Annotated in this window: 12 protein-coding genes and 1 rRNA gene; 10 read left to right on the forward strand and 3 right to left on the reverse strand. The window is 77.3% G+C overall.

The window, feature by feature from the left end; genetic code table 11:
* Positions 1-8 precede the first annotated feature (8 nt).
* From rrf to ACI78Q_RS15330, 3 genes are all read left to right on the forward strand, one after another.
* Positions 9-125, forward strand: a 5S ribosomal RNA gene (gene rrf, locus ACI78Q_RS15320).
* Between the two features lie 1,138 nt (positions 126-1,263).
* Positions 1,264-2,046, forward strand: a complete 783-nt coding sequence (locus ACI78Q_RS15325; RefSeq protein ID WP_456924264.1) for a tetratricopeptide repeat protein — start codon at positions 1,264-1,266, stop codon at positions 2,044-2,046.
* A 99-nt stretch (positions 2,047-2,145) separates the two neighbouring features.
* Complete coding sequence (locus tag ACI78Q_RS15330; protein WP_456924265.1) at positions 2,146-2,502, forward strand: single-stranded DNA-binding protein; 357 nt, start codon at positions 2,146-2,148, stop codon at positions 2,500-2,502.
* A gap of 5 nt (positions 2,503-2,507) precedes the next feature.
* On the opposite strand, the gene ACI78Q_RS15335 is transcribed toward ACI78Q_RS15330, so the two are convergent.
* Positions 2,508-3,716 (reverse strand): DUF1015 domain-containing protein, encoded by a 1,209-nt coding sequence (locus ACI78Q_RS15335; RefSeq protein ID WP_456924266.1) that lies wholly within the window; start codon positions 3,714-3,716, stop codon positions 2,508-2,510.
* A gap of 216 nt (positions 3,717-3,932) precedes the next feature.
* Between ACI78Q_RS15335 and ACI78Q_RS15340 the strand changes: the two genes are divergently transcribed.
* Positions 3,933-4,328: a tetratricopeptide repeat protein gene (locus tag ACI78Q_RS15340; protein ID WP_456924267.1), complete on the forward strand. Its 396-nt coding sequence runs from the start codon at positions 3,933-3,935 to the stop codon at positions 4,326-4,328.
* Entirely contained in the window at positions 4,325-5,407 is a 1,083-nt protein-coding gene (locus ACI78Q_RS15345) for an HAD-IIA family hydrolase (RefSeq protein WP_456924268.1), read from the forward strand. Before ACI78Q_RS15340 ends, ACI78Q_RS15345 begins: the two co-directional genes overlap by 4 nt.
* A gap of 32 nt (positions 5,408-5,439) precedes the next feature.
* On the opposite strand, the gene ACI78Q_RS15350 is transcribed toward ACI78Q_RS15345, so the two are convergent.
* Positions 5,440-5,757 (reverse strand): alkyl sulfatase C-terminal domain-containing protein, encoded by a 318-nt coding sequence (locus tag ACI78Q_RS15350; protein WP_456924269.1) that lies wholly within the window; start codon positions 5,755-5,757, stop codon positions 5,440-5,442.
* A gap of 299 nt (positions 5,758-6,056) precedes the next feature.
* On the opposite strand from ACI78Q_RS15350, the gene ACI78Q_RS15355 reads away from it, so the two are divergent.
* The 5 genes from ACI78Q_RS15355 (at position 6,057) to ACI78Q_RS15375 (ending at position 10,853) form a co-directional block, all read left to right on the forward strand.
* On the forward strand, positions 6,057-6,236 hold the full coding sequence (locus ACI78Q_RS15355) for a hypothetical protein (protein WP_456924270.1): 180 nt from the start codon (positions 6,057-6,059) through the stop codon (positions 6,234-6,236).
* Positions 6,236-7,033 (forward strand): TlyA family RNA methyltransferase, encoded by a 798-nt coding sequence (locus tag ACI78Q_RS15360; RefSeq protein WP_456924271.1) that lies wholly within the window; start codon positions 6,236-6,238, stop codon positions 7,031-7,033. The genes ACI78Q_RS15355 and ACI78Q_RS15360 overlap by 1 nt, the downstream gene beginning before the upstream one ends.
* Before the next feature lie 43 nt (positions 7,034-7,076).
* Positions 7,077-8,111 carry an NAD kinase gene (locus tag ACI78Q_RS15365; RefSeq protein WP_456924272.1) on the forward strand — a complete coding sequence of 345 codons (1,035 nt, stop codon included), beginning with the start codon at positions 7,077-7,079 and terminating at the stop codon, positions 8,109-8,111.
* Positions 8,086-9,963, forward strand: a complete 1,878-nt coding sequence (gene recN / locus ACI78Q_RS15370; protein WP_456924273.1) for a DNA repair protein RecN — start codon at positions 8,086-8,088, stop codon at positions 9,961-9,963. The genes ACI78Q_RS15365 and recN overlap by 26 nt, the downstream gene beginning before the upstream one ends.
* A 173-nt stretch (positions 9,964-10,136) precedes the next feature.
* Positions 10,137-10,853, forward strand: a complete 717-nt coding sequence (locus ACI78Q_RS15375; RefSeq protein WP_456924274.1) for a methylase — start codon at positions 10,137-10,139, stop codon at positions 10,851-10,853.
* Positions 10,854-11,067: 214 nt separating this feature from the next.
* On the opposite strand, the gene ACI78Q_RS15380 is transcribed toward ACI78Q_RS15375, so the two are convergent.
* Positions 11,068-11,940 carry a TetR/AcrR family transcriptional regulator gene (locus ACI78Q_RS15380; RefSeq protein WP_456924275.1) on the reverse strand — a complete coding sequence of 291 codons (873 nt, stop codon included), beginning with the start codon at positions 11,938-11,940 and terminating at the stop codon, positions 11,068-11,070.
* Between the last annotated feature and the right edge of the window lie 50 nt (positions 11,941-11,990).

Genomic DNA, 11,990 nt, shown 5'->3' on the forward strand with positions numbered 1-11,990 from the left:
CACAGCGTTACGGCGGCCATGGCGAGAGGGAAACGCCCGGTCTCATTCCGAACCCGGAAGCTAAGCCTCTCAGCGCCGATGGTACTGCCCCGGAGACGGGGTGGGAGAGTAGGACGCCGCCGGACAACCATTCACGGAACGGGGGTCAGAGCCACGTGCTCTGACCCCCGTTCTCGTGCGTCCGGCCCAATTCCCGCCAGCACCTGTGCGTGCCGGACCGATCATCGAGGTAGGCACATCACCATGACTTCACCGCGTCGAGGCGCCGGCGGTGCCGACGGACAGGGCAGTTCCCGAGGCGGTCGGAGCGGCGGATCGCCCCGTGCCCAGGGAGCCGGTGGTGGCCAGCGTGGCGCCGCATCCCGGGGCCAGGACTCCTGGCAGGCGCGGCGCCCCAGCGGGGGTGGATCCGCCGGCCCCCGCCGCGCCGACTGGCAGGGCCGTCGTCCCGCGGACGAGCGCGGCGGCCAGGACCGGGGGCACTGGCGCGACCGCGCTTCCGGGGATCGATCGGGCGGCGCGCCCGGGGACCGCCCGCAGCGTGGCGACTGGCGGGACCGTCGTCCCGACGACCGTGGTCGCGGTGGGCGTCCCGAAGGTGGGCGTCCGCAGCGTCCGGCCGGGACGCGGGGTGAGTGGCAGGACCGGCGTCCCGAGGGTGGGCGTCCGCAGCGTCCCGCCGGCACGCGCGGGGACTGGCAGGAGCGGCGTCCCGAGGGCGGGCGGCCGCAGCGTCCGGCCGGGACGCGGGGTGAGTGGCAGGACCGCCGTCCGGAGCGGGATCGGGCACAGCGTCCCGACGCGGCCCGGGGCGACTGGCGTGACCGCCGTCCAGAGTCCGACCGCCCGCGCGGGGAACGTCCCCAGTGGTCCGACCGCCCCCGGCGTCCCGCGGGCGATGCTCCGCGCTCGGATCGGCCCCAGCGTCCCTCCGGTGACGCCTCCCGCCCGTCCCGTCCCCAGGGGACGGCCGGTGGGCGGGGCGACCGTCCGGAGCGCTCCGGCGGCTGGCAGGAGCGCCGTCCCCAGCGTGCCGCCGGCGGTGGCGGCCGCGGTGAGTGGCGGGACCGCCGTCCGGGCGACGACCGCCGTGGGCGGCCGGACAGCCGTCGCGCTCCGGCAGGGGCCCAGGAGCGGACGCCGCCGCTGCCCGCTGGTCCCGCCCTGCCCGACTGGGCCGACGCCCGGGACCTCGACCCGAGGGTCCGGCAGGCCCTGCGCGGGCTCGAGTCACGCAACGCCGAGCGGGTCGCCCGGCACCTCGTGGCCGCCGGCACGCTCGTCGACGAGCAGCCGGAGGAGGCACTCGCGCACGCCCGCGCGGCACGGGACCGCGCCTCGCGGATCGCCGTCGTCCGGGAGGCCGTGGGCGTCGCGGCGTACCACGCCGGCGACTACGCCGAGGCGGCGCGCGAGCTGCGTGCCTACCGGCGCATGACCGGCGACGAGGGGTACCGCGCCGTCCTCGCCGACTGCGAGCGCGCCGTCGGGCGCCCCGAGGTCGCGCTGCGCCTCGTGCGCGAGGCGCTGGCCGAGGGCCCGGACGCGGACGAGACCGTCGAACTGCGACTGGTCGAGGCTGGAGCGCGCCAGGATCTCGGCGAGCTCCCCGCTGCTCGGCTGGTCCTGGAAGCCGCGCTCGGCGGCCGGCCGCGTCCGGACTCCGTCGACCTCACCGACCCTGCCACGCTGCGGCTGGCCGAGGCCTACGCGGAGCTGCTCGCCGCGGCCGGTGTCGAGGCCCAGGCCGCGGAGTGGGCGGAGGCGATCGCCGCGCACGCCCCCGAGGAGCCCGACGTCGAGTTCTCCGAGGAGGAGCTGCCCGAGCTCGTGCACGAGGGCCCTGCCGACGAGGTGGACCCCGAGCGCGGTCCCGAGGCGGCCGCGGTGGAGGAACCGGCCGTCGTTGGGGAGACCCCGGCGCCGTCGGACGACGAGTCGGCTGCGGCTGACGAGGACGAGCTCGACCTGTCCGAGGACATCGAGGCCGAGGTCGCCGAGCTGCTGGGCGAGATCGACCCGCCGGGGGACGACCCCCAGCGCTGAGCACCGACACCGCGACGGTCCCCGTCCACACCTGCGCTCCGCGTCCACAGACCGGCCGCGGGGCTGGGACGGGGACCGTCCGGCGGTGAGGCTGCCGTCATGAGCGTGGCAGTCATCGACCGGAACGACGTGGTGCTCCGCGGGCGGCTCTCCGCCCCAGCGGAGCTGAGATCCCTGCCCAGCGGCGACACGCTGGTCACCTTCCGGCTGGTGGTCCGCCGGCCCGAGCCCCGGGAGCGGGGCCAGACCGTCGACGTCCTCACCTGTGTCACCTACGACCGGGGCCTGCAGCGCCGGGCGGCCGCCTGGGAGGCCGGCGACGTCGTGGAGGTGGAGGGCGCGCTGCAGCGCCGCTTCTGGCGCACCCCCACCGGCACGGCATCGGTGTGCGAGGTCAACTGCCGGCGCGGCCGGAAGGTCCCCCGCGCGTCGGGAGCCGCGGTCGCGACGGCATGACCCGGTCAGTCGGTGTGCGGGCGCAGCACCAGTCCGGTGCGCGGCTTCGGCACGAACAGGGTGGACTTGCGCGGCATGCGCGCACCCGCCCGGGCCACCGCCGCGACGTCGGCGGGCGACGGTCCGCGCAGGAGGACGGCGACGCCGTGCCGGGCCGCCGCACCGGCGAGTGCCTCCTCCACCGTGTGCGCCACCAGCACCGAGCCCGGGTCGTCGGGCCGGCCCCACAGCCCCTGGACGAGACCGTGGTGGGCCAGGACGACGTCCAGACGGCGCCAGGCGGGCGGTGCCTCGGACGGCACGGCGGCGCGCACCTGCGCCGACGGGTCGGCCAGCCGGACCAGCCGGGTGCCGTCGCTGAGCAGGAGTCCGTGCTCGGCCGGGTCGGTGAGCCACTGCCGCACCGCCGCGGCGAGGTCGTCGGACGGAGCGGTCCGGACGTCGGTCACGGAGAAGCCGCGCCGCGCGGCGGCGAGCGCCGCGTCGAGGGGCAGGTCGGGCAGCACACGGTGGATGGCGTGCACCCGCAGCCCGCCCGGTCCCATGGGCGTGAGCAGGGCCAGCACGGCGTGCGCGCCCGGGTCACCGGGCCGGTTGCGCGCGTGGGCCTGTGCCGCGGCGAACCGGTGGTGGCCGTCGGCGATGACCGCTCCGGTGCGGCTCAGCGCCGTGGTCAGCCGCGCCACGAGGTCCGGGTCGGTCACCCGCCACAGCCGGTGTGCGACACCGTCGGCATCGGCGACGACCAGGTCCGGCTCGGCCGCGCGCGCGGCGTCGGTGAGTACCGGGACGTCGGGATCGGGGTCGTGGGCGAGCACGATCGGCTCCAGGTCGGTGCCGGTGGCCGCGAGGAGCGCGCGGCGGCCCTCGACCGCCACCGGGTAGGTGTCCTCGTGCGGCAGCACCGCCCGGGAACCGGGAGCCGGCAGCACCACCGCTGCCAGCCACCCGACCGTGGCCGGGGTGCCGTCAGTCGGGCACATCTCGTAGACCCACAGGGCCGGGGTGGCGTCCCGGCTGAGGACGCCGCCGGCCTCCCAGTCGCGGAGGGTCCGGGCGGCCTGCTCCGCCGACCGGGTGGCGGCGTCGTCCCCGGTGCCACCGGGTACCGGCGGCACGTGGGGGAGGATGAGCCGGACCACGTTGTGCGGGTCGGCCGCGGCCAGCCGTTCCCGCCCCTCCGCGGTCACCAGGTCGTAGGCTGGCGAGCTCACCCGGGCCAGATGCCCGGGGTCACGTCGCCGGTAGGTCAGGGCGCGGAAGGGCCGGACCTCGAGCCCCGTCGCTGTGGGGGGCGGAGCGTCCGCCGACGACGAGGGCACGAGGGGAATCGTAGGAGCGTGCTGTCCGGGTGTGTCGTCCCGGCCGGTCCCGGCGAGGGGCCGGCGGTGCGTGGGCCCGCGGCGGGCAGCGGGACCGAGGGGGCGGGCGTGGCGGACGTGGGGGCTCCCGAGGGCGACGTCTACGACTGGTACCAGCGCGGACTGCAGTTGCTGGCCAACCGGGACCCGGCGGCTGCGGCGACGCTGCTGGGCCGGGCGGTCGAGGCCGAGCCGGACTCCCGCAGCCTGCTGGAGGCGCTGGCGCGGGCGCAGTACGACGCCGGGCGGTACGAGGAGGCGATCGGCACGTTCGGTGAGCTGATCACGCGCAACCCCACCGACGACTACGCCCAGTTCGGGCTCGGACTGGCGGCCAGCCGGGCCGGTGACCTCGAGCTGGCGGCCGAGCACCTCGCCCTCGCCGTCGCGATGCGTCCCGACCTCGGTCACTACACGCGAGCGCTGCGCGGGGTCCGGGCCCGCCGGACCCGGGGGACGGCGTGAGCGGCCTCCCGCCGTCGCTGGCGGCCGGCTGCCCGCAGCCGCCCACCACGGTCTTCGACGTGGCGCTGCTCGACCTCGACGGGGTCGTCTACGTCGGCCCCGACGCCGTGCCCGGGGTGCCCGCCGCGCTGGCCCGCGCCCGCGACGAGGGCATGCGCCTGGGCTTCGTCACCAACAACGCCGCGCGCACGCCGGAGGACGTCGCCCGGCACCTGTCCGACCTCGGCATACCGGCGGGTCCCGGCGACGTGATCACCAGCTCCCAGGCAGCCGCGTCCGTCGTGGCCGAGCGGCTGGGCCCCGGCGCGCGGGTGCTCCCCGTCGGCGGTCCCGGGGTGGCCGCCGCGCTGCTGGCCGCCGGGCTGACCGTCGTGGAGCGGGCCGAGGACGAGCCCGTGGCCGTCGTCCAGGGGTACGGCCGGGAGGTGGGCTGGGCGCAGCTGGCCGAGGCCGTCGTCGCGGTCCGCAACGGCGCCGAGCACGTGGCCACCAACACCGACGCCACCATCCCCTCACCGCGCGGGCCGCTGCCCGGCAACGGCGCGATGGTCGGCGTCGTCAGCGCGGTCACCGGCCGGCCCCCGCTGGTCACCGGGAAGCCGGACCCGGCCATGCACGCCGAGTGCGTGCGCCGGACGGTGGCCCGGCGTCCGCTGGTCGTCGGCGACCGCCTCGACACCGACATCGAAGGGGGACGGCGCGCGGGGGCGGCCAGCCTGCTGGTCTTCAGCGGCGTCACCGATCCGGCGGGCCTGCTCGCCGCCCCTCCGATGCAGCGGCCGGACCTGCTGGGGACCGATGCCGCCGCGGTCCTCTCGGCCCACCCGCCGGTCGTCGGGGCCGGAGGGGGCTGGCGGTGCGGCGGCTGGGTGGCCCGGCCGGTCGGGGAGGGCGGGCGCCTGGAGCTGGCCTGCGCCACGCAGGGGGCGGACGGCGGGGACGGACTCGACGGGTTGCGGGCACTGTGCGTCGCGCACTGGGCGCTGCACGCCGACGGCGCCGCGCCCCCGAACGTGCAGGCGTCCGACGAGGCCTCCGCCGCCGCACTGGCGCGCTGGTTCCCGGGCGGGCTCCCGTGACCGGGCGACCGGGGTGGCGGACCGGACCGGGCTCAGAGCATCTTGCGCAGCCGCAGCATGTCCCGCAGCCCGGCCTCGAGCTTCACCCGCCCCGTGGCCCACGCCGGGGCGAAGGAGAGCTGGCCGTCGGTGAGGGCGAGCAGGTCGTCGCTGGTCATCGTCAGCCGGATGTCGGCCTTCTCCAGGGACTGGTCCTCCGGCTCGGCCCGCAGTTCGTGGACCGCGCCGCGGGACAGCCGGCCGCGGACGATCTGCCCGAGGTCGGGCAGCCGGCAGGACAAGCTGCGGTCGAGGCCATCCGCGGCCGGGTTGGCCGCGAGGTCACCGAGGATGCCCTTGAGGGCGGTCATGCACTGCTCCATCGTGGCCACGCGGGCGTGCCTCCATCGCGCGAGGGGACCTGGCGGGCGAACGCTATCCGCCCGTCCACGACCCGTGCCCGTCGTCCCCGGCCGGTAACCTCGCGGGCCGGGACGCACCCGCGGTCGGCACCGGCCACCGGGGGCCGTCCGGCGCCGTGGCGCAGCAGCGCACCGCACACACACACCCATCCGAGAGGCGAGCGATGACCGAGCCGAGCCGACCGCGACCGGTTCCCGGTCCGCCGCGCCCCGGCCCGCGTCCGGCGCCGGTCCCCGGCCCGGCCGCCGTGGCAGGAGCCCCGGCCCCGGCCGAGGTCGAGCCCGGGTCCGGGAGCCCGGCGGCGGAGGAGGCCGGGGGCGGGGCCTTCGCCGACCTGGCTGAGCGGCCCCTGGCCGAGCACGTGGCCGTCTTCGAGGCCGAGCACGCCCGGCTGCAGCGCGAGCTCGCCACGATCGACCAGCTCTGATGGTCCGCCGCAGCCGGCTCGACGCGGAGCTCGTGCGCCGCGGGCTGGCCCGGTCCCGCGAGCACGCCGTCGCGCTGATCAACGAGGGCCGGGTGGCCGTCTCCGGCCGCGCGGCCACCAAGCCCGCCACGGCGGTGGACCCGAACACCCCCGTCGTCGTCCGTTCCGACCCCGACGCACCGAGCTGGGTGTCCCGCGGGGCGCACAAGCTGCTGGGAGCGCTCGAGGCGTTCCCGGTGCCGGTCGAGGGCCGGCGCGCGCTCGACGCCGGCGCCTCGACCGGCGGCTTCACCGAGGTGCTGCTGCGCGGCGGCGCCCGGGAGGTCGTGGCCGTCGACGTCGGCTACGGCGAGCTGGCGTGGTCGCTGCGCACCGACGAGCGGGTCACGGTGCTCGAGCGGACCAACGTGCGGTCGCTGACACCGGAGCAGATCGGCGGGCCGGTGGACCTCGTCGTCGCCGACCTGTCCTTCATCTCCCTGCGCCTGGTGCTGCCCGCGCTCACCGCCTGCGCCACCGCTGCCGCCGACCTCCTGCCCATGGTCAAGCCGCAGTTCGAGGTGGGCCGGGAACGGCTGGGCGCCGGCGGCGTGGTGCGCGACCCGGCCCACCGGCAGGACGCCGTCCTCGAGGTCGCCCGCGCGGCGGCCGAGCTCGGGTGGGGCACCGCCGGCGTGGTCGCCAGCCCGCTGCCCGGCCCGGCCGGCAACGTCGAGTTCTTCCTGTGGCTGCGCCGGGACGCCGGTCCACCACGGGAGGACGACGTGCGCCGTGCCGTCGAGGAAGGACCATCGTGAACCGGCGGCCCAGCCCGCCCACCGGCGCCACCGAGGAGGAAGCGTGAGCGAGGTCAGTCCCGCACTGTGGGCGCCCAGCGGGAGCAGGCACGTCCTGCTCACCGTGCACACCGGCCGGCAGGACATCGTGGAGCTGGCCCGCAGCTCGGCCGCCCGCCTGGCCAAGGCCGGCATCACCGTGCGACTGCTGGAGGAGGAGGCGACCGACCTCGGCATCGAGGGCGCGCACGTGGTCGCCGCCGACGCCGAGGCCGCCCGCGGCGCCGAGATCGTCATGGTCTTCGGCGGCGACGGCACGTTCCTGCGCGCCGCCGAGCTGGCCCACCACAGCAACGCCGCGCTGATGGGGGTCAACCTCGGCCGCGTCGGCTTCCTCGCCGAGACCGAGCCGGAGGCGGTCGAGGAGACCCTCACCGCGATCGAGCGCTGCGAGTACTCGGTGGAGAAGCGGCTGGCCATCGAGGTCGACGTGCTGGACGGCACCGGCGCGGTGGTGGGCGGTACCTGGGCGCTCAACGAGGCGTCGGTGGAGAAGATGGAGCGCTCCCGGGTACTCGACGTCGTCCTCGCCATCGACGGCCGGCCGCTGACCAGCTTCGGGTGCGACGGCATCCTCTTCTCCACGCCGACCGGGTCGACCGCCTACGCCTTCTCGGCCGGCGGACCCGTGGTCTGGCCCGACGTCGAGGCGATGCTCGTGGTGCCGTCCAACGCCCACGCGCTGTTCTCCCGGCCGCTGGTCACCTCACCGGACTCCGTGCTGAGCGTGGCCATCCCCGCCGACGGAAACCGGGCGCGGGTCTCCGCCGACGGGCGCCGGGTGCTCGAGGTGCCCGAGGGCGGCCGGGTCGACGTGCGGCGGGCCGCCCGGCCGGTCCGGATCGCCCGCGTGCACAAGGCGACCTTCGGCGACCGGCTGGTGGCCAAGTTCGGCCTGCCCGTGCGCGGCTTCCGCGACGCGCGCACGCACGACCCGGGCCACGAGCTGACCCCCACCCGCAACGTCCTGACCCGCGGCATCGTCGGCGGGGACACCCGGGAGGAGGGCCGCGGTGGCGGCACGGACGACGACGCGTGAACCCCGCCGGAAGCCGGCGCCGGTCCCGGCGGGCGACTCCGGACCCGAGGACGCCGGCCGGACGGCTCCGGGCGCCGGTCCGGCGGAGGGGGAGGGCGCGCCGGCGGCAGGTCGGCGTGGCCGGCTGACCGAGCTGCGCATCCGCGGGCTCGGCGCCATCGACGACGTCACCCTCGAGCTCGGGGACGGGCTGACGGTGGTCACCGGCGAGACCGGGGCCGGCAAGACGATGGTCGTCACCGGGCTGACCCTGCTCTTCGGCGGGCGCGCCGACCCCGGACGGGTGCGCGCCAACGGCCGCGCTGGGGTCGAGGGGCGGTTGGCGCTGCCCGCGGACTCGCCGGTGTGGGAGCGGGCCGCCGACGCCGGTGCCGACCCGGACGACGACGGCAGCCTCATCCTCGCCCGCACGGTCAGCGCCGAGGGCCGGTCGCGGGCGCACCTCGGCGGGCGCAGCGTGCCGGTGGGCGTGGTCGCCGAGTTGGCCGAGGGGCTGCTGGCGGTGCACGGGCAGAGCGACCAGCTGCGGCTGTCCCGCCCCGCCGAGCAGCGGCGCGCGCTGGACCGGTACGCCGGCCCGGCGCACCTGGAGCTGCTCGACCGCTACCGGGTCGCCTACGCCCACTGGCGGGAGCTGGCGGCCGACCTGGACCGGCGCCGCGGCCAGGCGCGGGAGCTGGCGCAGGCCGCCGACGTGCTGCGGCACGGGCTGGAGGAGATCGAGGCGGTCGGCCCGCAGCCAGGGGAGGACGAGGAGCTCGACGCGCAGGCGCGGCGGCTCAGCGACGCCGACGCGCTGCGCGCCGCCGCCGACGAGGCCCGGATGGCGCTGGTGGGCGACGTGACCGGTGACCTCGGCGCCGACGACCTCCCGCAGGACGCCACCGCTGCGCTGGCCATCGCCGAGCGTGCCCTGGCTGCCTCCGACGACCCCACGCTGGTGCTGCTGGCCAAGGACCTCGCCGACGCCGTCGCCGTGGTCTCCGACGTCTCCGGTCAGCTGGCCACCTACGTGGCCGACCTCGACGCCGACCCCGCGCGCCTGGCCGAGGTCCTGGACCGCCGTGCCGCGCTCACCGCGCTGGTGCGGAAGTACGCCGACGTCGGGGAGGGCGTGCACGGCGTCCTAGCGTGGGCCGAGGACGCCCGGGGCCGGCTGGCCGAGCTCGACGTCTCCGACGAGGCGCTCGAGGCGCTGGAGGCCGCCCGCGACACCGCGCGCGCGGAGCTCGCCGACCTCGGCGCCCAGGTCTCGGCGGGGCGCCGCGCGGCCGCCGACGGGTTCGCCGCGGAGGTGGGCCGGGAGCTGGCCGGCCTGGCGATGAAGAGCGCCCGCGTCTCCTTCTCGATCGACACCGACCCGGACGCCCCCGGCCCCGAGGGCCTCGACGAGGTCGCGCTGCTCATGGCCGCGCACCCCGGCGCCCCGCCGCGGCCGGTGCACAAGGGCGCCTCGGGCGGTGAGCTCTCCCGCGTCATGCTCGCGATCGAGGTGGTGTTCGCGGGTGCCGACCCCGTGCCGGTGATGGTCTTCGACGAGGTCGACGCCGGCGTCGGCGGTCAGGCGGCCGGCGAGATCGGCCGGCGGCTGGCCCGGCTGGCCCGCCAGCACCAGGTCGTCGTCGTCACGCACCTGGCCCAGGTCGCCGCGTTCGCCGACACCCACCTCGTCGTCGACAAGTCGCCGGACACCGGCGCGGGCGTCACGGCCACCGACATCCGCGGCGTGGACGGCGAGGACCGGGTGCGGGAGCTGGCCCGGATGCTGTCCGGGCTCACCGACAGCGACACCGGTCAGGCGCACGCCCGCGAACTGCTCGCCGTGGCCGCGGCGGCCCGCGCGGCGACCTGAGCAGGGCCCCCGGCGGGCTGCACCCGGCCGGGTGATCGTCGTTCCGGCCGTGGACCCGGCCGGGGGACGGCAGGAGTGGCGGCGCTCCGGCCGGGGTAGGGGTCGATCGTGCGCAACCGATGCCTGGTCAGTGTCGACCACCCCGGGACCCGCCGGAGCGGCGGGTCCGCCCGGTGAGCTGCTTCTCCTCCGCCGACGAGTCGGCGCACTACGGGTTCTCCGTCTGCATGCTGCTGCAGCACTACCGCGATCAGCTCGGCTGGGCGGAGGAGGGCGTGGTCGAGCTCGGCACCGGCGACGCCACCGCCATCGCCGACGTCGTCGCCGGGCTGCCGGAGCTGCGGGTGCGCAGCTTCGACATCAGCGCCCCGTCGGTCGAGAGGGCCCGGGAGAACATCGCCGCGCGCGGTGTGGGCGACCGCTACACCGTGGAGCTCGGCGACTTCTTCGACGGCGCGGACTCCGCCGGGTCGCCCGCCGTGTCCACGGTGATCGCCAACCCGCCCTACATCCCTGCACCCGACCGCGACATCCTCATGCCGGAGCTGTGGGGCGGGGTGCACGGCAACGACCTGGTGCTGCAGCTGCTCAAGGCCGGCTACCGCAACGTCGTGGTGGCCGTGCCCAGCTACTCCGACCCGGGCAGCACCGTGGCCACTGCCGGCGACCTCGGCTACCGGGTGGCCAACTTCCTGGCCATGGGCCTGGACTACGGGCCCTACAGCTCCGAGCCCAAGGTCCGCGACCACATCCGGCGGATGTGCGCCGAGGGCCGCGGCTGGGCGGGGGACGACGAGTACATGGTCGCCGTCGCCCTGTTCACCCAGGACCCCCACATCCCCGGCGACCGCTCCACCCAGCTGCTCCGGGCCCTGCAGATCCCGGTCTGACCCGGCACAGGGCAACGGCGGGGCGGACCCGGACAGCCGGCGCCGGCACCTGACCGCGTTCGGGACGGCGAGCCGCCCGGCGACGCGGGGCGGGGAGTGGGGCCGGAGGCTCCCTCGACGAGAGCCGGGTGGGGTTCCGCGCCGCACGGGACGGCACCCGGCCGCGGTGCGGTCCCGAGGACCGCAGTGCGGACCGGTCACGGGGACCGCCGTCTCACCGCCGCTTGGCGTACCCGGCCAGACCGAACTGCAGGAGGGCCAGCCCGCGCTCGCCGCGGGCCCGCAGCTCCGCGGTGAGCTCCGGGCCGGTGACCCCGGCGAGCACCCGGTCGCGGGCCAGCTCGAGCAGCGCCGCGTAGAGGCCCAGCACCGAGTGGGCGGCCAGCCACGGGGCGAGCTCGCCGGGCTCGGGGCGGGTCTCCTCGGCGATCAGCTCGGCCAGTGCCGCGGTCAGCTCGCCCAGGATCTCCCGCTCGCGGACCTGCAGCGTGTGGCTGCCGCGGATGATCCGCGCCATCTCCGCCACGCCGGCCGCCGCCTCGGGCGCGCCCAGCCCGCTCATGGCCCGGACGACGAAGGTGCCGGCTGCCGCCGTCACCGACTCCCCGGCCGGCCGGGTGCGCACCGCGTCGAGCAGGGCGGCCCGCATCGGCGGGTCGGCCTCGAAGACCAGGCCCTCCTTGACCGGGAAGTGGTTGAACACCGTCTTCTCCACCACGCCGGCGCGCTGGGCGATCTCCACGACGCTGACCGCGTCGAAGCCGCGCTCGGCGAACAGTTCGGCGGCGGCGTCCACGATGGTCGCCCGGGTCTGCTGGCGGCGGCGCTCGCGCAGTCCCGGCCCGCGCAGCGCGCGCCGGCTGCGGCGCCCGCCCCGCGCGGGGTCGGCCGGGGCGGCCGCCGCCGAGGCCGGGGGAGCGGGCACGGTGACCCCGGGCAGCGGGGGCGGCGTGGCGTCGTCGTCCTCGACGGGGACCGGGGCGTCCTCGCCGGCCTCGGCCGCGGCCTCCGCGTCGGGGGAGGGCGCGCCGTCCACCAGCACGTCGTCCTCGGAGGTCCGGCCGACCGTGTGCGCCGCTCGTGTCACCCACGCAAGGCTAGCCAGCCGACCTGGACCCTCCGGCGGGTCCCGTCGCG

The organism is Geodermatophilus sp. SYSU D00705, assembly GCF_054050135.1.

Coding starts and splice junctions, on each gene's coding strand:
- ACI78Q_RS15330 (WP_456924265.1), top strand. CDS start 2,146: ATGAGCGTGGCAGTCATCGACCGGAACGACGTGGTGCTCCGCGGGCGG.
- ACI78Q_RS15350 (WP_456924269.1), bottom strand. CDS start 5,757: ATGACCGCCCTCAAGGGCATCCTCGGTGACCTCGCGGCCAACCCGGCC.
- ACI78Q_RS15360 (WP_456924271.1), top strand. CDS start 6,236: ATGGTCCGCCGCAGCCGGCTCGACGCGGAGCTCGTGCGCCGCGGGCTG.